This is a genomic window from Streptomyces sp. NPDC028711 (assembly GCF_055565415.1).
On record NZ_JBVHUJ010000001.1, the window covers coordinates 220,797 to 241,652 of the forward strand.

A 20,856-nucleotide genomic window follows, 5' to 3' on the forward strand; every position below is an offset into this window, starting at 1 on the left:
CGGTCGTCACTGCTGTACGAGAGGCGTCAGCTTCTGGCCCTGGGCCGGGATGCTCGGCGCCTCCCGTGTCTCGAGACCGAAGCTGGTGAAGGCCGTGCGGCGGGGCAGCGGGTAGGGCTCCTTGCCGGTGATGGAGTTGAGGATGGTGGCGCTGCGCCAGGCGGCGAGGCCCAGGTCGGGGGCGCCGACGCCATGGGTGTGCTTCTCGGCGTTCTGGACGTGGACGGCGCCGGTGACGCAGGGGTCGAGGACCAGGCGGTACCGCTCGTCGACGCGGGCGCGCCCGGCGGAGTCGTGGCGGAGGTACGGGTCGAGGCCGGCGAGCATCCGGTCCACGGGGCGTTCCCGGTAGCCGGTGGCGAGGACGACGGCGTCGGTGGTGAGCCGGGAGCGGGTGCCCTGCTGGAGGTGTTCCAGGTGGAGTTCGACCTGGGTGGTGGCGACGCGTCCCGCGGTGCGGACGCTGACGCCGGGGGTGAGGACGGCGTCGGGCCAGCCGCCGTGGAGGGTGCGGCGGTAGAGCTCGTCGTGGATGGCGGCGATGGTGTCGGCGTCGATGCCCTTGTGGAGCTGCCACTGGCGGGGCAGGAGCTCGGCGCGGGTGGGTTCGGGCAGGCCGTGGAAGTAGCGGGTGTAGTCCGGGGTGAAGTGCTCCAGACCCAGTTTGGAGTACTCCATGGGGGCGAAGGCCTCGGTGCGGGCCAGCCAGTGGATCCTCTCGGCTCCGGCGGGGCGGGCTCTGAGGAGGTCGAGGAAGACCTCGGCGCCGGACTGGCCGGAGCCGATGACGGTGACGTGCCCGGCGGCGAGGAGCGTCTCGCGGTGGGTGAGGTAGTCGGCGGAGTGGAGGACGGGGACGCCGGGGGCGTCGGCGAGGGGCTTGAGCGGCTCGGGGACGTAGGGCTCGGTGCCGACGCCGAGCACGACGTTACGGGTGAAGGCGCGGCCGAGGGCTTCGGCTTCGCCGTCCGGGTCGATCTGGGTGAAGTCGACTTCGAAGAGGCGCCGTTCGGGGTTCCAGCGGACGGAGTCGACCTGGTGGCCGAAGTGGAGACCGGGGAGCCGTTCGCTGACCCAGCGGCAGTAGGCGTCGTACTCGCTGCGCTGGATGTGGAACTTCTCGGCGAAGTAGAAGGGGAAGAGGCGCTGGCGGCTCTTCAGGTAGTTGAGGAAGGTCCAGGGGCTCGCGGGGTCGGCGAGGGTCACCAGGTCGGCGAGGAAGGGGACCTGGAGGGTGGCGCCGTCGATGAGGAGGCCGGGGTGCCAGTGGAAGGCGGGCTTCTGCTCGTAGAAGGTGGCGGCGATGCCGCCGGGGACGCCCTGGGCGAGGGCGGCGAGGGAGAGGTTGAAGGGGCCGATGCCGACGCCCACGAGGTCGTGGGGCCGGTCGAGGTCGTCCTTCGGGGTGCTGCCGGTCATCGGTGCGTGCCGCCTTCCACGAGGGTGAGGATCTGTGCCAGGTCGCCGGGGGTGGCGTGGGGGTTGAGCAGGGTGGCCTTGAGCCAGAGGCGGCCGTCGGCGCGGGCGCGGCCGAGGACGGCGTGGCCTCCGGTGAGGAGGGTGCGGCGGATCGTGGCGATGGTCTCGTCGTCGGCGCCGGACGGCCGGAAGAGGACGGTGGTGAGGGTGGGGCGGGCGCGCAGGTCGAGTCCCGGGGTCTTCTCGACGAGGTCGGCGAGGTCCTTGGCGAGGTCCATGCACGTGTCGACGAGGTCGCCGAATCCGGTGCGGCCGAGGGCGCGGAGGGTGACGGCCGTCTTGAGGATGTCGGGGCGCCGGGTGGTGCGCAGGGAGCGGCCGAGGAGGTCGGGGAGACCGGCGTCGGTGTCGTCGTCGGCGTTGAGGTAGTCGGCGGTGTGGCCGAGCGCGGCGAGGTCGGTGGTGTCGCGTACGGCGAGGAGTCCGGCGGCGGCCGGCTGCCAGCCGAGTTTGTGGAGGTCGACGGTGACCGTACGGGCGCGGTCGAGACCGTCGAGGAGATGGCGGTGGGTGCGGCTGAGGAGGACGGGGCCTCCGTAGGCGGCGTCGACGTGGAGGTCGGCGCCGTGGGCCGCGCAGACCTCGGCGAGTGCGGGCAGGGGGTCGATCAGGCCTTCGTCGGTGGTGCCGGCGGTGGCGGCGACGAGGGCGGGGCCTTCGGTGCGTGCCAGGGCCTCGGCGAGGGCGGCGGGGTCGAGCGTGCCGTTCGGGGTGGGGACGGTGACCGGCTCGGGAAGGCCGAGGAGCCAGGCGGCGCGGTGGAGGGAGTGGTGGGCGTTCGCGCCGACGACGGTGCGGAGGCCCGGCCCGTGGCGTTCCCTCGCGAGGAGCAGGGCGAGCTGGTTGGACTCGGTGCCGCCGGTGGTGACGAGGGCGTCGGGGGCCACCGCTCCGGGGAAGACCTCGGCGGCCAGGGCCGCCGTGACCTGTGCTTCGAGGGCGGAGGCCGCCGGTGCCTGGTCCCAGGAGTCCATGGACGGGTTGAGCGCGGAGGCGGCGAGGTCGGCGGCGGCGGCGAGGGCGAGCGGTGGGGTGTGGAGGTGGGCGGCGCAGAGGGGGTGGGCGGGGTCGGCGGCGCCGGCGGCGAGTGCGCGGACGAGGGTGGTCAGGGCCTCTTCGGCGCCGGTGCCGGTCTCGGGGAGTACGGCTCCGAGGGCCGCCGCCCTTGCCGCGACGGCCCCGGGGCCACCGGATGGGAGGGGTCCGCCGCGCTCGTCCGCTCCGGCGCGGAGGGCAGCGAGGACGATGTCCAGGAGGGGACCGAGAGCGTCGGCGCCGGGGGTGCCTCCGGCAGGGGGTGGGGGTGCGGCACGCATGGACGACAGGGTGACGGGCCCTGGCGGGTGCTGTCCGGGGAGTCGGGGGTTGTGACCCTAACGGGGGACGTCGGGCCGGTCCGCCCTGCCGTGCGGCCTGTCATCCCGCTGGGCGGTGCCCACCCACCCGGGGCGGTGCCATCAGCCACCCCCGTGTGGGCAATCGTCCCGCAGGGCGGGACGGGTGGGCACACGGGACGGCGCCCTTGGCGGCGCCTCCGCCCCTTGCGCCTGGACCCGCACCGACTGTGCACCGCACACCGGGTGCGGGTTCAGGCCCGGAAGCCTAGGCCCGGCAAGGGGCACCGTTCCGTTGTGCCCACCCGTTCCGCCCTTGCGGAACAGATGCCCACAACGGGGGCGGGCGGCGGTGAGGGTGGGCGCGTTGGTGGGCACCCGCCCCGGTGGGGCGGAGGTCCACGGCGAGGTCACGTCGTCCTGACCGTCAGGGCCCTTCGCAGGTCGTCGAGCTGGTCCACCAGTTTGCGGTGGAGGGCCGGGATCATCGTGTCGTCCTTCAGGTGGTGTTCGCCGAGGGACAGGGACTCCGCGTCGATCGCGTAGGACGGGAAGGCGTAGCGGCCCGCGGCCTCGGCCATCGCCGGCCCCCGGCGGTCGCCGAGCGCGATGGCGGCCTCGTAGAAGCGGGGCACGTACTCCCGTACGAGATCGGCCTGTTCCGGCTGCCAGAAGCCCTGGGCGGTGGCGGTGAACAGGTAGTTGGAGAGGTCGTCGGAGTCGAAGAGGGCCGACCAGGCCGCGGCCTTCGCCTCCGGGGTCGGGAGGGACGCCCGGCAGCGGGCCGCGCCCTCCTGGCCGGTGGCGCTCGGGTCCCGTTCGAGTTCGGCGGCGATCACCGTCTCGTCGGTGGCGCCGAGGACGGCGAGGCGGGCCAGGATGCGCCAGCGCAGCTCGGGGTCGAGCTCGGGGCCGCCGTGGACGGTGCCGTCCTCGAGCCAGGAGGCGATCTTGGCGGGGGTGGTGGCGCTGTCGATGAACGCGCGGACGGCGGTGAGGCGGAGTCCGGGCGCCTCGCCGTCCTCGGTGTGACGGATCAGGTCGCGGGCGATCTCGCTGATCCTGGCGAGGGCGGCGGGGCGCTCGTCCTCGCTGACGTAACGGTCGGCGATCTGGGTGCGGGCGAAGCCGAGGACGCCCTGGACGAGGGCGAGCTCGGTCTCCTCGGTGAGGTGGGCGACGGCGGTGTCCAGGTACTCGCCGGGTGCGAGGGCCCCGTCGCGGACCATGTCGCGCAGCGCGTTCCAGATCACGGCCCGGGTGAGCGGGTCGGGGACGCGGGAGAGCCCGCGCAGGGCGGACTCCTCGGAGGCCTCGTCGAAGCGCACCTTGGTGTAGGTGAGGTCGCTGTCGTTGACGACGACGAGGGCGGGGCGGGGGCCGGTCAGCTCGGCGGGTGTGTGCTGCGGGACGTCGAGGGCACGGCGTTCGCGCAGGACGAGTCCGCCGTCGGGCTCCCGGTCGTAGACGCCGACCTCGACGCGGTGCGGGCGGCTGCCCCGGCGGTCGACGGTGAGCTGCCAGCGGGTGCCCTCGCCGGCGAGCCGGGGCCTGAGGGTGTCGACGCCGGTGGTGCGGAGCCACTGTTCGGCCCAGCCGTGGACGTCTCGGTCGGTGGCGGCGGCCAGGTTGTCGATGAAGTCGGCGAGGGTGGCGTTGCCGAACCTGTGCCGCTTGAAGTGGATGTTGATGCCGGCGAGGAAGTCCTCCTCGCCGAGCCAGGTGACGAGCTGGCGGAGGGCGGAGGCGCCCTTGGCGTAGGAGATGCCGTCGAAGTTGAGGAGCGCGGAGGCGGTGTCGGGGACGGCTTCCGGGTCGGGGGCGACGGGGTGGGTGGAGGGCCGCTGGTCGGCCTCGTACCCCCAGGCCTTGCGGGCGATGCCGAAGTCGACCCAGGTGTCGGGGAAGAGGTCGGCGCAGGCCTCGTTGACGGTCTGGAAGCCCATGTACTCGGCGAAGGACTCGTTGAGCCAGATGTCGTCCCACCAGCGGAGGGTGACGAGGTCGCCGAACCACATGTGGGCCATCTCGTGGGCGATGACCATGGCGCGGGTCTGGCGTTCGGTGACGGTGACGGCGGAGCGGAAGACGAACTCGTCGCGGAAGGTGACGAGGCCGGGGTTCTCCATGGCGCCGGCGTTGAACTCGGGGACGAAGGCCTGGTCGTACGAGTCGAAGGGGTACGGCTCGTCGAACTTCTCGTGGTAGCGGTCGTAGCAGGCCCTGGTGACGGCGAGGATCTCTTCGGCGTCGGCGTCGAGGTGGGGGGCGAGGGAGCGGCGGCAGTGGATGCCGAAGGGGAGTCCGGCGTGTTCGGTGCGGATCGAGTGCCAGGGTCCCGCGGCGACGCAGACGAAGTAGGTGGAGAGCAGCGGGGTGGGGGCGGCCTTCCAGGTGCCGTCGGGCTGCTGCTCGGTGACGCTGTTGGAGAGGACGGTCCAGCCGTCGGGGGCGGTGACGGTGACTTCGAAGACGGCCTTGAGGTCGGGCTGGTCGAAGGCGGCGAAGACGCGCTGGACGTCTTCCATGAAGAGCTGGGTGTAGACGTACGACTCGCCGTCGGTGGGGTCCGTGAACCGGTGCATGCCCTCGCCGGTGCGGGAGTAGCGCATGGTGGTGGTGACGCGCAGTTCGTGCTCGCCCTCGGTGAGGCTCAGGGGGAGCCGGTTCCCGGTGAGGGTGCCCGGGTCGAGGGTCTCTCCGTCGAGGGTGGCGGAGCGCAGGGTGACGGGCTTGAGCTCGACGAAGGTGTTCCCGGCGGCGCGGGCGGTGAACCGGACGGTGCTGGTCGACTCGAAGGTCTCGGCGCCGGTGGTGAGGTCGATGTCCACCAGGTAGTGGTGGACATCGAGGAGCTGGGCACGGGTCTGCGCTTCGTCGCGCGTCAGTACGGACATGGGCCCTATGCTGCCCGATGCCTCCGGCCCTGGGCAGGGGTGGTGGGGAAGCGCCGTCGGTCGACCCCGGCAACGACCGTCAGGCGACCCCGGTGCCGTTCAGGTGGGCGAAGGCGGCCGTGATGCGGGGGCGGTCGTAGCCCGCGGGTCCCGCGACGCCGCTGGAGAGCAGCGTGTGGAGGAGGATCCGGGCCTTGGCGGGGTCGAGGGGGCCTGCCGGGATCAGTCCGTGGTGCAGCAGGTCGTACTCGGAGCCGGGGCCGCGGTACGTGTCCGAGAGGGTCGTACCGCCGCCGGTGCGGGAGGCGAGGACGACGGGGATGCGTCGCGCGATGTCGGCGAGCGGGTCGACGAGCCACGCCGGGGCGTGTCCGGCGCCGAAGGCCGCGACGACGAGGCCCTGGAAGCGGTGGTCGACGGCTTCGAGGAGTTCGCCGCGGTCGCCCTGGGAGAGGGTCACGAGCGCCACCCGTACCTCGGGGTCGAGCTTCAGCGGGCAGAGCGCGGCGGGGGCGGCGGGCCGGAGGAGGATGCGGGGCCGGCCCTCGACGACGCAGCCGATCGGTCCGGCGCCTGGTGAGGCGAAGGTGGCGACGGAGGTCGTGTGGGTCTTGCGGGCGAGGCGGGCGGCGTGGATCTCGTCGGCGACGACGACGAGGACGCCGAGGTTCCGGCAGGCGGGGTCGGCGGCGACGGCGAGTGCGGCGGCGAGGTTGGCGGGGCCGTCGGCGCCGGGCAGGTCGGGGCGGCGCATGGCGCCGGTGACGGCGATCGGCTGCTCGGTGGTGCAGAGCAGGTCGAGGGTGAAGGCGGTCTCCTCCAGGGTGTCGGTGCCCTGGACGACGACCACGCCGGAGCCGGCGGCGACGGTGGCGCGGACCTCGGCGGCGAGGGCGGCGAGGTCCTCGTGGGTGAGGGAGGAGCTGGGGACGCGGCGGAAGTCCTTCAGGACCAGGTCGTGGTCTCCGCCGAGCTCGGCGAGGACCTCCTGGCCGGTCATGCGGGCCGCGTCACCGCCTCGGGCGGAGATGGTCCCGCCGAGGGTGAAGACCGTGACGCGGGCCATCAGCGTGCTCCGTCCGCGAGGGGCCGGTCCGTGATCGCCCCGTCCGCACGCGTCCGGTCGGCGCTCGCGTCGCCGACGGTCGTCTCGCCCGCGCTCGTCCGGTCGGCGGTCGTCTCGTCCGCGATCGTCTCGTGGTGGCGGATGACCTCGGCGATGATGAAGTTCAGGAGCTTCTCCGCGAAGGCCGGGTCCAGCTTCGCGCTCTCGGCGAGTTCCCGCAGCCGGGTGATCTGGCGTGCCTCGCGGGCCGGGTCGGCGGGCGGCAGTTGGTGCTTGGCCTTGAGGACGCCGACCTGCTGGGTGCACTTGAAGCGTTCGGCGAGCATGTGCACGACCGCCGCGTCGATGTTGTCGATGCTCTCGCGCAGCCGGGTCAGTTCGGCCCGTACGGACTCGGCGGGCTGGGACGGGGCCGGGGACGGGGTGGAATCGCTCATGATCTGCGAGCTTAGACGGATCTCGGGAGGATCGTGGGCGGGTGTTCGGGATCCGGAACGCGGTCGCTCCAGCCGCCGTGCACGGCCCGCCCCTGCTGCTCGCGGAAGCGGATGGGGGCGGTGCCGACCCGGCGGGTGAAGAGCCGGGAGAAGTACGCCGGGTCGTCGTAGCCGACGCGGCGGGCGACGGCGGCGACGGGCAGTTCGGTGGCGGCGAGGAGTTCCTTGGCGCGGCCGAGGCGGACGGTGAGCAGGTAGTCCTTGGGGCTGCATCCGGCGGCGCGGCGGACGGCGGTGCGCAGCTCGGCGGCGGTCATGCCGTGCCGGGCGGCGTGTTCGGCGACGGAGAGGGGCTGGAAGGCGTCGCGGGCGAGGGCGGCGAGGACGGGGTCGCCGTCGGCGTTGGTGTCGGCGCGGGCCCGGCGCAGGGCGACGAGGAGTTCGTGGACGGCGGCGCCGGTCTCGACCTCGAGGAGGGGGTTGCCGGGGCGGGCGGCGCGGGCGATCCGGCCGATGGCGGCGCGGGCGGGGGCGGCGTCGGAGAGGGGCACGACGGGCCGGTCGGGTTCGATGTAGCCGAGTTCGGTGTAGGTGGTGGTGGCGGGTCCGGTGAAGTCGACGAAGGACTCGTCCCAGCCGGTGCCGGGGTCGGCGGCGTAGTGGTGGGGTACGCCGGGGGTCAGCCAGAGCAGGGCGGGCGCGGTGACGGTGGTGCGGCGGCCGTCGGCCGCCCGGTACCAGCCGCTGCCGGCGGAGACGACGACGGCCACGTGGTGGTCGAGGGTGCGGGGGCCGACGGTGGGCAGGGTGCCGTGCTGGAGTCCGACGCCGAGGCAGACGAGGCCGAGGCGGTGGTGGACGGGACCGGGGGTGAAGTAGCGCATCCAGGTGTGGTACATGACCGGGTGCCGCCTCCCTGACGTGCGCTTCCACGTCCTGCCGTGTGCTGTGACGCCTCCGGCGTCCCGGACGCCTTCGACGTCTCTAACGTCCAAACTCCGCCGATCTTTGTCCATGGACCGGCGCGCCGCCAGGGGGTGAGGGTGGGCGCCATGAGCACGTTCGCTGTGGGTGACGAGGACTTTCTGCTCGACGGGCGGCCGGTGCGGCTGCTGTCGGGGGCCCTGCACTACTTCCGGGTGCACGAGGGGCAGTGGGAGCACCGGCTCGGGATGCTGCGCGCGATGGGTCTCGACTGTGTCGAGACGTACGTCCCCTGGAACCTGTACGCGCCGGAGCCGGGCCGGTACGGGGACGTGGAGGCGCTCGGCCGGTTCCTCGACGCGGTGGCGCGGGCCGGGATGTGGGCGATCGTGCGCCCGGGGCCGTACATCTGCGCCGAGTGGGAGAACGGCGGCCTGCCGCACTGGCTGACCGGTCCGCTCGGACGGCGGGTGCGGACCCTCGACCCGGAGTTCCTGGCGCCGGTGAAGGCCTGGTTCCGGCGGCTCCTTCCGCAGGTGGTGGAGCGGCAGGCCGACCGGGGCGGGCCGGTGATCCTGGTCCAGGTGGAGAACGAGTACGGGAGCTACGGCAGCGACCGGGGCTATCTGGAGTGGCTCGCGGAGCTGCTGCGGGAGTGCGGGGTGAGCGTTCCGCTGTTCACCTCGGACGGTCCCGAGGACCACATGCTGACGGGTGGTTCGGTGCCGGGGGTGCTCGCGACGGCGAACTTCGGTTCGGGGGCGCGGGAGGGCTTCGCGGTGCTGCGGCGCCACCAGCCGTCGGGGCCGCTGATGTGCATGGAGTTCTGGTGCGGCTGGTTCGACCACTGGGGCACGGAGCACGCGGTGCGGGGCGCGGAGGACGCGGCGGACGCGCTGCGGGAGATCCTGGAGTGCGGGGCCTCGGTCAATGTGTACATGGCGCACGGGGGTACGAACTTCGCCGGCTGGGCGGGCGCGAACCGGGCGGGTGAGCTGCACGACGGGCCGCTGCGGGCGACGGTGACCTCGTACGACTACGACGCGCCGGTGGACGAGGCGGGGCGGCCGACGGAGAAGTTCTGGCGCTTCCGCGAGGTGCTCGCGGCGTACGCGGAGGGGCCGCTGCCGGAGCCGCCGGAGCCGCCCGCCCGGCTCGCGGCGCCGGTTTCCGGTGTGCTCGACGGCTGGGCGTCGCTGGACGCGGTCCTGGAGGTGCTCGGCGGCGAGGAGACGGTGACGCCGATGCCGCCGACCTTCGAGGAGCTGGGGGTGGACCGGGGGCTTGTCCGCTACCGGCTGACGGTGCCGGGTCCCCGGCAGCCGTATCCGCTCTCCGTGACGGGGCTGCGGGACCGGGCGGTGGCGTACGTGGACGGGCTGCCCGCGGGTGTCCTGGACGCGGAGGAGGCGGTGCTCGCCGAGCCGGTGGCGGGGCCGGCGGTCGTCGACCTGTGGGTGGAGTCGCTGGGCCGGGTCAACTACGGGCCTCGGCAGGGGGAGCCGAAGGGCATCACCGGCGGTGTGCGGCACGAGCGGCAGTATCTGCACGGGGTACGGGCCCGGGGGCTGCGTCTCGACGCCTTCGAGGCGGCGGCGGTGGAGAAGGTGCGGTTCGCATCGGTCAACGAGTCCGCGGCGGACCGGAGCGGACCGGGTCTCCACCGGGGAACCCTTGACGTCGCGGGCGCCGGGGACGCGTTCCTGCGGCTGCCGGGCGCGACCCGGGGCTTCGTGTGGGTGAACGGTTTCTGCCTGGGCCGGTACTGGGCGATCGGCCCGCAGGAGTCGCTGTTCGTGCCGGGCCCGGTGCTGCGCGAGGGGGCGAACGAGGTGTGGGTGCTGGAGCTGGAGGGCGGGGGGACTCCGTCGGTGGAGCTCGATGTCCTCTGAGTCAGCACAATAAATAACGGCGTCACGCGCGCGTGAAGGTGCCCCGGAGCCGAGGCCGCTCCGGGGCACCCGTTCACATGTCGCCGTTACAGCGTGGCCGCGGCCGACTTGATCGCGGCGGCGAAGGTCGAGACCTCCGTGTAGACGCCGGGGTAGCCGGCCCGCGCGCAGCCCTCGCCCCAGCTCACGATGCCGACCTGGATCCAGGCACCGGCGTTGTCCTTGCGGAACATCGGGCCGCCGGAGTCGCCCTGGCAGGTGTCGACCCCGCCCTGGGTGTAGCCGGCGCAGATCTCCTCGGCCGGGACGAGGTCGCTGCCGTACGACGCCTGGCAGGAGGCGTCGGAGACGAACGGGACGTTCGCCTTGAGGAGGTAGCGCTGCTGCGCCCCGCCCTCACGGGCGGCGCCCCAGCCGGCCACGGTGAAGGTGCCGCTGTTGTACGCGGTGGTCTCGGCGATCTTCAGGTTGGGCAGCGAGGTGATGGGGCTGGCGAGCTTGATCAGCGCCCAGTCCTTGCCCTTGCCGTTGTAGCCCGGGGCCTGGAGGACCTTGGTCGACCTGACCTTGATGGCGCTGCTGCTCTGCAGGTCCACGACTCCGGCGGTGGCGGTGATGCTGGTGTTGTTGCCGGAGCCGCTCACGCAGTGGGCCGCGGTGAGCACGATCTGCGGGGTGATCAGGGAGCCGCCGCAGCCCATGGAGAGCCTGACCATCCAGGGGAACTCGCCCTGCGCCGCGCGGACGCCGCCGACGACGGGGGCGGGGGCCGCGGAGGCGGTGCTGGTGGGCTGGAGGCTGACGGCCGCCAGGACGACGGCGCCGGCCGCGGCGAGCTTCTGGAGTGCGCGGACCATTCTGTTCTGCTTCACGTGTCTGCCTTCTTTCATGGGGGGTTGAGCCCGACGGGCGATGACATGCGCCCGTCAAGTCATGTCCGGATTATGGTCAGGACCCAACTGCCGCCACAAGAAAGCCTTTTCGGCCAGAAACAGCGGCGGGACCGTACAGTGGGAGACGAGGGGGGATCCGGCATGCCGAACCGTCAGGAGGGCGACCGCGTCGCCCACGGCTTCCCGCACCGCGCCACGGTCGGCGCCTCGCTCACGGCGCTCTACCGGCGCCTCTCCCCCGAGGGTGTGCACCGCTATCCGGCGAGCGTGCCCGCCGCCGACGTGGCCTTCGACGACCGTGAGGACCTCCACCTCGGCACCCAGCGGGTGGCCCGTGCCCTCGTCCGGCACCTGCGGCTGCCCGAGGCGCGCATGGTGGTCGCGTTTCGGCCGATGGAGCACGCGGCGGCCGTCGAACTCGCGGCGGGGCCCGAGTACTTCGTGGAACTCAACGACCGTTTCCGGAGCCGACGCCGGGATATCGGTGCCGCACTCGCCCACGAGATCACCCATGTCCTGCTGCACCGGCTCGGGCTCACCTTCCCCGACACCGAGGAGAACGAGATCCTCACCGATGTCGTCACCGCCTACCTGGGCGCGGGATGGCTGCTGCTCGACGCGTACCGGCGGGACGGCGTGGAGAGCCAGAAGCTCGGCTATCTGACCCCGGAGGAGTTCGGGTACGTCCTCGCCAAGCGGGCCGATGTGTTCGGCGAGGACCCGTCGCCGTGGTTCACCAGCGCCGTGGCGTACGAGGCGTGGGAGCGGGGCCGGGCGGAGGCGCGCCGGGAGCGCACGGCGCCGCCGCTGGCCGGGGCGGGCTGGGCCGAGCGCCGGCGGTACGCCTTGGAGCGGCGCCTCGGCCGGGCGGGCCCGGGTGTCCCGTACACCTTCGAGGGCGGAGCACCGGCGACCGGCGTCTCCTTCCTGTGCCCGGTCTGCCGCCGTCGCCTGCGGGTCCCGGCGGGACGGGCGCTGCGGGCCCGGTGCGGGGTGTGCCGCACGGTCCTGGAGTGCGCGGGCTAGGGCGTGTCCGGCGGATCAGGGTCGGATAGGGCGCGGCGTCTGGTGCGGTGCATCGCAAGGCGCCGGAGCGCCTTAATAGCGGAGCTATTCAGGCGTTTCGGCAACGCGGCGAGGTGCCGTGCCAGGCGTCGCGACCCCGGCCATGATCCGCCGGACACGCCCTAAACGGCCTTCCGGACCAGGCTCTTGTGGAAGTGGACGTCCTCGGCGCCGCCCGGGATGCCGAGGACGCGGCCGGTCTCCACGTATCCGTGCCGGCGGTAGAAGTCCGGGGCCTGGAAGGTGAAGGACGACACGGTGGCCCGGTCGCAGCCGCGCCGCCCGGCCTCGTCCTCGGCCGCGCGCAGGAGGCGGCTCCCCCAGCCGTCCCGCCGGCTGTCCTCGCGCACCCAGAGCATGTCGATGCCGAAGAGCCCGCTCCAGGTCCAGCCGGTGAGCCCGCCGATCAGCTCGCCGTTCTCGTCGACGGCCTTCACCGAAAGCTCGCCCTGGTCCTCGGCGGTGGTCCCGGTCGCGGCGAAGTTGAACGCGTCGAGGCCCTGTTCCAGGAGCTTCGCCAGTGCGTCGTCACCGTGGCCGACGCTCAGCGACGCGCCGTCGTGATCCTGTGTCATGCGGCCCGATTCTGGCACGGGCGTACGAACGGACGGGGCGAGCGGGTGCGCATCGCTCGCGGACGCCGGGCCGGGAATCGGATTTGCGCCAGGACCGGACGGCGCGTCAGGGTCGGCGCATGAGCATGCTGTTCGACGCCATCCGGGACGGGGACGAGGACGGGGTCGTACGGGCCCTGCGGAGCGGGGCCGATCCCGAGTCCCGGGAGGACGGCGAGACCGCCCTGTACCGGGCGGCCGTCGGCGACGAGGCCGGAATCGTGCGGGTGTTGCTGGCCGCCGGTGCCGACCCGGGCCGGGGCAGCGGCGAGGAGGGCGACGAACTGCCGCTCTGCGGCGCGGCCGTCGGCGGGCACACCGGGGTGGCGCGGGCGCTCCTCGCTGCGGGCGCCCGCGCGGACCAGGAGGAGGCGTACGGCTTCACGGCCCTCGCGTGGGCGCTGCGGCTCGGGCATGCCGGCACGACCCGGGTGCTCCTGGAGCACGGGGCCGACCCCGACCGGCGCGGGCCCGACGGGATCCTCCCGCTCGTCGCCGCCGCCCGGCGCGGCTCCACCGGCTGCGTGCGGGCCCTGCTCGACCACGGTGCGACGGCGAAGGAGGCCGCGCTGCGGGAGGCGCGGCGGTGGATCGGCGCCGACATCGCGGCCGAGCTGCGGCGCGGGCTCGTCGCGGGGAACGAGGGCGGGCAGACCTACGAGGCCGTGGTCCGCCGGGTCCGGGAGGACGGCGGGGTGACGGTCGTCGTCGAACTGCTGCGGGAGAATGGTGCCCCCGGCCGCGGCGACGACCGCCAGACCGGCCACGCGGCCATCGCCACGCTCCTGGAGGCGTCGCTCGGACTGCGCACCTCGCCCGAGGAGCTGGCGGCGCGGGCGTTGCGGTGCGGCGATCCGGAGCTCGACGACTGGACGACGGCGGTGGCCGAACTGGCCGGGCGGGCCGACGAGGAGACCTTCGTGACGGCGGCCGCCTGGTGCGCGTACCGCGACCCGCTGCGCCGGGCCCTGGGCGCCCGGGTGCTCGGCGCCCTGCCCGGCTTCGCGCCGAGCGCGGTCCCGGTACTGCGGCGGCTCGCGGCGGAGGGCGCGACGCAGGCGCGGGAGCCGGCGCTCTCGGTGGTGTCGGCGCTCGGGGAGTGCGCGGATCCGGCGGCCGTGCCCGAGCTCCTCGCGTCGGCGGGGCATCCCGACGCGGCGGTACGGCGGGCGGTCGCGGGCGCCCTCGCCGGGATCGTGCCGGCCGGGCACGTGGAGGCGCTCGGGGTGCTGCTCGCACTGAGCAGGGACGGTGACGCGCGGGTCCGGGACTGGGCGACGCTCGCGCTGGCCGAACTGCCCGACGACACCCCGCTCGTACGGGAGGGGCTCGCGGAGCGGCTCGGCGACACCGACCCGGAGACGGCGGCGGAGGCGGCGCGCGGGCTCGCGATCCGTCAGGACCCGCGGGCGGTGGACGCGCTGGCGTCGGTCCTCGCGGACGGCGACCCGGAGGGCGCGGCGCGGGAGACGGCACTCGCCGCCCTGGAGTACATCCAGGACCCCCGGGTCAGGACCCGCCTGGAATGGACGTCCCCGCGCCGCGCCTGACCGCCCGGGAGGGCGACCGGTCCGGGACGGCTCAGCAGCCGTGGTCGATGAGGTCGAAGGACGCGTAGTGGTCGGCGGTGTAGTAGTCCTCCCACGTCGAGTTCCCGGTCACGATCCGCCGGGCCCCACGCGTGGAGACGCCCGGGGTCTTCACCGTGTACTCGTGGTAGTAGCCCGTCGAGTGCGCGGGCAGGATCCCTTCCCTGTTCTGGAAGACGGACCCGTCCTGGCGGTACGGGAAGGGGCCGCCGGCGTCGATGAGCCGCAGGGTGTCGTGGGCCTGGCTGGGCAGGTCGGAGGAGCAGATGTCCCCGACGGCCGAGGTCGCCGCGACGGACATCGCGACGGCGGCGGGCGCGGGGGCGGGGACGGCGGTGGCGGGGGCGCCGAGGAGGAGGGAGGAGAGGAGGGCGGTGGCGACACCGCCGGCGAGGGTGAATCGAGGGGGGATGCGCATGACTGGGATGATGACGCGCGTAGATCCCCGAGGGAAGTCCAACTCCCTTGATTTCGCCGGACGTTAACCGCACGCCCTCGAACGTGCGGATCCTGTGGACGCGGCCGGACGGGGGGCTGGGGCGGCTCGTGTACGAGGTCGGCACCCGCACCGTGACGCGGCGGCCGGCACGGACAGCACACCGCCCCCGGGCGTGAGCCCGGGGGCGGCCGGTGGCAGGTCCGCCCCCGTGCGGCGGCGGACTCTCGGTCCTACGTGTCGGTCCTACGTGTCGGTCCTACGTGTCGGTCCTACGTGTCGGTCGGCCTCGGCCGGGAGCCTCGCGAGCCGCCCGCGCTCCGCGTACGGCCGGTGCCCGAGGCCTGACGCCCGACGCGACCGGCGCCCGCGGTGGCACCGCGCCCGCCGCCGGCGGCGGAGCCGGAGCCCCGGCCCGAGCCGGAGCCGCGCCCCGAACCGCCCGTGGAACCGGTGGCGCGGCCGGAGGAGCCGGCGGCGCGGCCCGAGGCCGTGCCCGTCGTCGCGGAACGACCCGAGCCGGAGCCCGAGCCCGTACCGGTCGCCCCGCCGGCCGGAGCCGGACGGCGGCGCCGACGGCTGCCGCCGCCGCTTCCGCTGCCGGAGGCCGTCGCCTTGCGCGGCGGGGTGGGCTGCGGGGTCTCGATGACGACCGGGACGCCCGAGGGCTCCCGCGCGCCGGTCAGCTCGGTCAGGTGCTCGTCGCTGGACTTGATCTGCGCCGTGCGGGGGCTGATGCCCGCGTTCGTCATCAGACGGCCCATGTCGCGCTTCTGCTCCGGCAGGACCAGGGTGAAGACGCTGCCGGACTCACCGGCACGGGCGGTCCGGCCGCCGCGGTGCAGGTAGTCCTTGTGGTCGATGGGCGGGTCGACGTTGACGACCATGTCCAGGTCGTCGACGTGGATGCCGCGCGCCGCCACGTTCGTCGCGACGAGCGCGGTCACCTGGCCGGTCTTGAACTGGTCCAGGGTCCGGTTGCGCTGCGGCTGCGAGCGGCCGCCGTGCAGGCCGGAGGCCCGTACGCCGTTCGCGAGGAGCCGCTTGACCAGCCGGTCCACGGACCGCTTGGTGTCCATGAAGAGGATCGTCCGGCCGTCGCGGGCCGCGATCCGCAGCGTGACGGCCTTCTTGTCGGTCTCGTCGGCCACGTACAGGACGTGGTGCTCCATGGTGGTGACCGCGCCGGCCGACGGGTCGACCGAGTGCACGACCGGGTCGTCGAGGAACATCTTGACCAGCCGGTCGATGTTCCGGTCGAGGGTGGCCGAGAACAGCAGCCGCTGCCCGCCCGGCTCGACCTGCTTCAGCACCTTGGTGACCTGCGGCAGGAAGCCCATGTCGGCCATCTGGTCGGCCTCGTCGAGGACGGTGACGGCGACCTGGTCGAGCCGGCAGTCACCCCGCTCGATGAGGTCGTGGAGCCGGCCCGGCGTGGCGATGAGGACCTCGGCGCCGCGCCGCAGGGCGGAGGACTGCCGGCTGATCGACATGCCGCCGACGACCGTGGTGATCCGCAGCCGCAGCGCGGAGGCGTACGGGGTGAGCGCGTCGGTGACCTGCTGCGCGAGCTCGCGCGTGGGCACGAGGACGAGCGCGAGGGGCGCGGTGGGCTCGGCGCGGCGGCCCGCGGTGCGGGCGAGGATCGCGAGGCCGAAGGCGAGGGTCTTGCCGGATCCGGTACGCCCCCGGCCGAGCACGTCACGACCGGCCAGCGAGTTCGGCAGGGTCGCGGCCTGGATCGGGAACGGCTCCGTGACGCCCTGCTCGCCCAGGGTCCGCAGCAGACCCTCGGGCATGTCGAGGTCGGCGAAGGCGGCCACCGCGGGCAGCGCGGGCGTCACGGTCTCCGGCGGCGTGAACTCGCTCGGCGGCGGGGGCGCGGTGGGACGGCGTCCGCCGCGCCCGCCCTTCGGCTGTGACGCGGACTTCGTCTGGGCGGTGCGGGGGCCGCGCTTGGGGGCGCGTTCGGAGCGGGTCATGCGTGCCTTTCTGGCCGGTGCTCGCGGCACAGCGGGGGCCCGCACCTGCACGGTGCGGGCCCCGGCTGCTCTACCCGGAACACGCGATACGGGCCCCGGATGTGTCTCCCGGAACGCGCGATACGAGCCCCGGCTGTTCTCCCGGGACTCGTATACGAACCCCGGATGTCTCTACCGGAACAATAGTGCGCCCCAGGACCTTCCCGCCCCGCGTGACCGATGCCCGGACGGATCAGGCCAGCCCAGGGCGGTGTGACGTGGGCGACCTCACAGCCGTACGCCGCCCAGGGCCTGTCCGACCCTGATCGGCAGGACACCCCCTAGGCGCGTACGGCGATCCCGTCGAGGACCATCGACAGGTACTGGCGGGCGATCTCCTCGGGGCTGTGCCGGCCGCCCGGCCGGTACCAGGACGCGGCGACCCAGACGGTGTCGCGGACGAAGCGGTAGGTGAGGCGGATGTCGAGGTCGGCGCGGAAGACCCCGGCCGCGACGCCGCGCTCCAGGGTCCCCAGCCAGGCCTTCTCGAAGTTGCGCTGCGAGTCGGCGAGGTAGTGGAAGCGGGGCTGGTCGGTGAGGTGCCGGGACTCCTTCTGGTAGATGGCGACGGCGGCGCGGTGCCGGTCGATCTCGCGGAAGGACTCGGTGACGAGGGCCTCGATGGTCTCGCGGGGGCCGAGGTCCGCGGCGAGGACGGCGTCGTATCCCCGCCACAGCTCGTCGAGGAAGGTGGAGAGGATCTCGTCGAGCATCGACTCCTTGGAGTCGAAGTGGTAGTAGAGGCTGCCGGCGAGCATCCCGGCGGCGTCCGCGATCTTGCGGACGGTGGTGGCGTTGTACCCCTGCGCGGCGAACACCTCGGCGGCCGTCTCGAGGAGTTCGCGGCGCCGCTCGGGCGCGGCACTCACCTGGGTCTTCTTCTTGGTCGCTGACACACGCCCATTCTGGTCCTACGGGCAGGGCTCCCGGCGCGGTGGCCCGGATCCACGGCGCCTACGCCTTCGCCCAGCGCTCACGGCTCACGGCGCGGCGGGCCCGGTCCCCGCGCTCACGGCTCCCGGCGCGGCGGGCTGTCGTCGGTGCCGCGCCGGTAGGTCCGGGTCGGGCGCCCCCGCGCCCAGCTGCGGAGGACCATCTCGTCGCCCTCCACCCAGGTCCGTACGACCTCGGCCGGCTCCACCAGGAAGAGGTGGAACGGCAGGGGCGCGCCCGCGTCGGCCGCGTACCGGTCGACGGTCCCTGGGTCGGTGACCTCGACCGCCCGCCCGGAGATCCGGACGTCCCCACCGCCCATGTCCGTGCCGGAGCCCGGGTTGGCGAGCAGCGCGAAGCGGGGGTCGCGGCGCAGGTCGAGGGCCTTGCGGGAGTTCGGCATCATGCCGAGCCAGAGCTCTCCGAAGCGGAAGTCCGCCTCGATGCCGCTGAGCCGGGGCGAGCCGTCCTTCCGCAGGGTGGCGAGGGCGTGGTGCGTGTACTGCCCGAAGCGCTCGCGTACGGTCACGGCGAGCTCGGGTTCGGCGGCCTCGAAGGCCGACCAGGTGGTTCCGGTGTCTCCCATGCGTTCAGGAAACACCGGATACCCGACAGCCACTGTCCGGATTACTCCGGACGTTCCCGGGTCCTCAGGAGGTGGCGGCGCGCTCCGGCGCGCTGCGCTCGACGCAGAACTCGTTCCCCTCCGGGTCCGCGAGGGTCGCCCACCCGGTGCCGTCCGGGTTCCTGCGGTCGTCGAGCAGCGTGGCGCCGAGGCCGAGCAGCCGCTCGACCTCCTCGTCACGGGTGCGGTCCTGCGGCTGGAGGTCGAGGTGGACGCGGTTCTTGACGGCCTTCGCCTCGGGCACCTGGATGAAGAGGAGGTTCGCGCCGGGCGACTCGACGAGCGCCTCGTCGTCACCGGGCTTGTCCTCGTCGGAGACCTGGGCGTCCAGCGCCCGTGCCCAGAAGGTGGCCAGGGCGTAGGCGTCGGCGCAGTCGATGGTCACGTGTCGTACGAGAGAGCTCATGGCCTCATGATCACCCGCGTGCCACGGCGGGGGCCATCGATTTCCCCTCGCTCAGACCCATGGCTCAGTCGGCGGGGGCGAGTTGCCTGCCCTCGGTCACCGCCAGGAGCGCCGCCAGGGAGGAGCGGGCGTCCTGGAGGTCGTTGATCCTCTCGTCGATGGCGTCGAGCCGGGCGACGAGCATCGGGCTCAGGCAGGGCTCGATCTCCGCCTCGCTGCCGCAGACGCACTCCAGGACCTCGGCGATGACCCGGGTCGGCAGTCCGGCGCCGAGCAGGGCCCGGATGCGGCGGACGACGGCCGGGGCGTCGGGGCCGTACACCCGCTGCCCGCCCGGGGTGCGCTCCGAGCCGAGGAGCCCCTGCTCCTCGTAGTAGCGGAGCAGCCGTACGCTCACGCCGGTCGTGCTGCTCAGCTCACCTATCTTCATGTGACGCCCCTCACATTCTCCCCATCATGGTTGAACCTCACATCCATGTGAGCTCCTACGGTTCCGGGCATGACGAACCACACGAACTCCCCGGACACGACGATATTCCAGCTCGGCGGCGACCTCCCGGTCCGGCGTGTCGGGTACGGCACGATGCGGCTCGCCGACGGACCCGGCGATCCGACGGGCCCCGAGGCCCGTATCTGGACGGCGCCGGCGGACCGGGCGGCGGCGGTGGCCCTGCTGAGGACGGCCGTGGAGGCGGGCGTCACCCTCTTCGACACGGCCGACGCGTACGCCCTGGGGGCCGGTGAGGAGCTCCTCGCCGAGGCGCTCCGCCCGTACGGCGACGGGGTCGCGGTGGCCACGAAGGTCGGCGTGGTCCGGCCCTCCCCCACCGAGTGGGTGCCGCTCGGCCACCCCGCCTATCTGCGCCAGCAGGCCGAGCTGAGCCTGCGCCGGCTCCGTACCGACCGCATCGACCTGCTCCATCTGCACCGCCTCGACCCGAACTTCCCGGTCGCCGAGCAGGTGGGCGCCCTGCGGCAGCTCCAGGAGGAGGGCAAGGTCCGGCACATCGGGCTCTCCGAGGTGACGGTCGCCCAGCTGGAGGAGGCCGAGGCGGTCGCGCCGCTCGCGGCCGTGCAGAACCTCTACAACCTGGCGGACCGCGGCCACGAGGCCGTCGTCGAGCACACCGCCGGGCGCGGGATCGCCTTCGTGCCCTTCTTCCCGGTCGCCATGGGCGGCCACGCGGGCCCGGACGGCCCGGTCGCCGGGGTCGCCCGCGAGGTCGGCGCCACCCCGTCCCAGACGGCCCTGGCCTGGCTGCTGCACCGGGCCCCGCACATCGTCCCCATCCCGGGCACGTCGTCGGCGGCCCACCTGGTGGAGAACCTGGGCGCGCTCGACGTCACGCTCACCGAGGAGCAGTTCGCGCGCCTCGACAAGGAGGCGGGAGCGGGGGGCGCCTCATGAGCGGACGATGCCCTGGCCCCTCGCGGCGGCGAGCCAGGCGGGAAGGTCGGCGACGAGACGGTCGTACAGTTCCGCGTCGGGGACCCGGCTCGGGTCCTGACCGGCATGGAAGAAGCCGGAGTTGTCGACGGGCCGCTTCGCGGGGACGTCGAGCTCGTCGAGCCGCCGGAGGAAGTCGAACTGCCGGCTTCCGGGGTCGCCGAAGCCGACGAACTGCCAGAAGATCGGCAGCCGGGCCGCCTTGCAGACGTACCGCTCGGCGGCGAGCTTGTTGATGGGCCCGCCGTCGGTCTGGAAGACGACCAGGGCGGGCGCGGTGGAGCCGCTGTCCAGGTAGTGGTCGATGACGGCGTCCATGGCGAGGTGGTAGCTGGTCTTGCCCATGTGGCCGAGCCCGGCGACGATCCGGTCGATCCGGCCGGCGTGGTCGTCGAGCCGGATGTCGGTCTCGGCGTCGACGTCGGTGGAGAAGAAGACGACGGGCACGCGTCCGTCGTCGTCGAGCTGCGCGGAGAGTCCGAGGACCCGGTCGGCCAGGGCCTGGACGGCACCGCTGTTGTAGTACGGCTTCATCGAGCCCGAGTAGTCGACGACGAGGTAGACGGCGACCCGCTGTCCGTCGATCCCGTGCCGCCGCAGCGAGGCCCCGGCCTCCTTGTAGAGACTCACGAGGGCGGGCGCTGTCTCCTCGACCTTCCGCAGACTCAGTGCCATGGACGTCTCCCCCTCCGGCCGATCACCGGAAGCCCCGGCGGCTGTGGCGCCCTCCGGCCCGCTCGCCGTCCTGCCCTCCGCCACGGGCGGCAGTCTACGGCTGCCCCGGCGGGCGGACGCCCT

General features: G+C 73.6%; 18 protein-coding genes and 1 pseudogene. 4 read left to right on the top strand and 15 right to left on the bottom strand.

Features of this window, described 5'->3' with window-relative positions; translation table 11 throughout:
• Positions 1-6 precede the first annotated feature (6 nt).
• The 6 genes from ACZ4VK_RS01005 to ACZ4VK_RS01030 all read right to left on the bottom strand — a co-directional run bounded on the left by ACZ4VK_RS01005 (position 7) and on the right by ACZ4VK_RS01030 (position 8,112).
• Positions 7-1,419, bottom strand: coding sequence for a lysine N(6)-hydroxylase/L-ornithine N(5)-oxygenase family protein (locus ACZ4VK_RS01005; RefSeq protein ID WP_468347133.1), 1,413 nt, complete (start codon positions 1,417-1,419; stop codon positions 7-9).
• Positions 1,416-2,795, bottom strand: coding sequence for a pyridoxal phosphate-dependent decarboxylase family protein (locus tag ACZ4VK_RS01010; RefSeq protein WP_468347135.1), 1,380 nt, complete (start codon positions 2,793-2,795; stop codon positions 1,416-1,418). The genes ACZ4VK_RS01005 and ACZ4VK_RS01010 overlap by 4 nt, the downstream gene beginning before the upstream one ends.
• Positions 2,796-3,223: 428 nt before the next feature.
• Complete coding sequence (pepN, locus tag ACZ4VK_RS01015) at positions 3,224-5,710, bottom strand: aminopeptidase N (protein ID WP_468347137.1); 2,487 nt, start codon at positions 5,708-5,710, stop codon at positions 3,224-3,226.
• 79 nt (positions 5,711-5,789) lie between these two features.
• Positions 5,790-6,776: an asparaginase gene (locus tag ACZ4VK_RS01020; protein ID WP_468347139.1), complete on the bottom strand. Its 987-nt coding sequence runs from the start codon at positions 6,774-6,776 to the stop codon at positions 5,790-5,792.
• Entirely contained in the window at positions 6,776-7,213 is a 438-nt protein-coding gene (locus tag ACZ4VK_RS01025) for a chorismate mutase (protein WP_468347141.1), read from the bottom strand. The genes ACZ4VK_RS01020 and ACZ4VK_RS01025 overlap by 1 nt, the downstream gene beginning before the upstream one ends.
• A gap of 11 nt (positions 7,214-7,224) precedes the next feature.
• Positions 7,225-8,112, bottom strand: coding sequence for a helix-turn-helix transcriptional regulator (locus ACZ4VK_RS01030; protein ID WP_468347143.1), 888 nt, complete (start codon positions 8,110-8,112; stop codon positions 7,225-7,227).
• A gap of 153 nt (positions 8,113-8,265) precedes the next feature.
• Between ACZ4VK_RS01030 and ACZ4VK_RS01035 the strand changes: the two genes are divergently transcribed.
• A complete protein-coding gene (locus ACZ4VK_RS01035) occupies positions 8,266-10,029 on the top strand; it encodes a glycoside hydrolase family 35 protein (RefSeq protein WP_468347145.1) in 1,764 nt (587 codons plus the stop codon).
• A gap of 86 nt (positions 10,030-10,115) precedes the next feature.
• Here ACZ4VK_RS01035 and ACZ4VK_RS01040 read toward each other — a convergent pair whose 3' ends face one another.
• A complete protein-coding gene (locus ACZ4VK_RS01040) occupies positions 10,116-10,886 on the bottom strand; it encodes a S1 family peptidase (protein WP_468348786.1) in 771 nt (256 codons plus the stop codon).
• Between the two features lie 177 nt (positions 10,887-11,063).
• Here ACZ4VK_RS01040 and ACZ4VK_RS01045 point away from each other — a divergent pair, with 177 nt between their 5' ends.
• On the top strand, positions 11,064-11,948 hold the full coding sequence (locus ACZ4VK_RS01045; protein WP_468347147.1) for a hypothetical protein: 885 nt from the start codon (positions 11,064-11,066) through the stop codon (positions 11,946-11,948).
• Positions 11,949-12,109: 161 nt separating this feature from the next.
• Here the strand turns inward: ACZ4VK_RS01045 and ACZ4VK_RS01050 are convergent, their stop codons facing one another.
• On the bottom strand, positions 12,110-12,562 hold the full coding sequence (locus tag ACZ4VK_RS01050) for a GNAT family N-acetyltransferase (RefSeq protein WP_468347149.1): 453 nt from the start codon (positions 12,560-12,562) through the stop codon (positions 12,110-12,112).
• Between the two features lie 119 nt (positions 12,563-12,681).
• Between ACZ4VK_RS01050 and ACZ4VK_RS01055 the strand changes: the two genes are divergently transcribed.
• A complete protein-coding gene (locus tag ACZ4VK_RS01055; RefSeq protein WP_468347151.1) occupies positions 12,682-14,151 on the top strand; it encodes a HEAT repeat domain-containing protein in 1,470 nt (489 codons plus the stop codon).
• A 31-nt stretch (positions 14,152-14,182) separates the two neighbouring features.
• Here the strand turns inward: ACZ4VK_RS01055 and ACZ4VK_RS01060 are convergent, their stop codons facing one another.
• The 6 genes and pseudogenes from ACZ4VK_RS01060 to ACZ4VK_RS01085 form a co-directional block, all read right to left on the bottom strand.
• Entirely contained in the window at positions 14,183-14,608 is a 426-nt protein-coding gene (locus tag ACZ4VK_RS01060; RefSeq protein WP_468347153.1) for a guanyl-specific ribonuclease, read from the bottom strand.
• A gap of 290 nt (positions 14,609-14,898) precedes the next feature.
• Positions 14,899-16,608, bottom strand: coding sequence for a DEAD/DEAH box helicase (locus tag ACZ4VK_RS01065; protein WP_468347155.1), 1,710 nt, complete (start codon positions 16,606-16,608; stop codon positions 14,899-14,901).
• Positions 16,609-16,928: 320 nt separating this feature from the next.
• Positions 16,929-17,543 carry a TetR/AcrR family transcriptional regulator gene (locus tag ACZ4VK_RS01070; protein WP_468347157.1) on the bottom strand — a complete coding sequence of 205 codons (615 nt, stop codon included), beginning with the start codon at positions 17,541-17,543 and terminating at the stop codon, positions 16,929-16,931.
• A 113-nt stretch (positions 17,544-17,656) separates the two neighbouring features.
• Positions 17,657-18,166: a pyridoxamine 5'-phosphate oxidase family protein gene (locus tag ACZ4VK_RS01075; RefSeq protein ID WP_468347159.1), complete on the bottom strand. Its 510-nt coding sequence runs from the start codon at positions 18,164-18,166 to the stop codon at positions 17,657-17,659.
• Positions 18,167-18,239: 73 nt separating this feature from the next.
• A pseudogene (locus tag ACZ4VK_RS01080) lies at positions 18,240-18,611 on the bottom strand (VOC family protein); the annotation flags it as partial.
• Between the two features lie 64 nt (positions 18,612-18,675).
• The gene (locus ACZ4VK_RS01085; RefSeq protein ID WP_468347161.1) at positions 18,676-19,041 is read right to left on the bottom strand and encodes a MerR family transcriptional regulator; all 366 of its coding nucleotides are present in this window, start codon (positions 19,039-19,041) and stop codon (positions 18,676-18,678) included.
• Between the two features lie 69 nt (positions 19,042-19,110).
• Here ACZ4VK_RS01085 and ACZ4VK_RS01090 point away from each other — a divergent pair, with 69 nt between their 5' ends.
• Positions 19,111-20,019, top strand: a complete 909-nt coding sequence (locus ACZ4VK_RS01090; protein WP_468347163.1) for an aldo/keto reductase — start codon at positions 19,111-19,113, stop codon at positions 20,017-20,019.
• Here ACZ4VK_RS01090 and ACZ4VK_RS01095 read toward each other — a convergent pair.
• Positions 20,014-20,733 carry a VWA domain-containing protein gene (locus ACZ4VK_RS01095; protein WP_468347164.1) on the bottom strand — a complete coding sequence of 240 codons (720 nt, stop codon included), beginning with the start codon at positions 20,731-20,733 and terminating at the stop codon, positions 20,014-20,016. The genes ACZ4VK_RS01090 and ACZ4VK_RS01095 overlap by 6 nt on opposite strands.
• Positions 20,734-20,856: the final 123 nt, after the last annotated feature.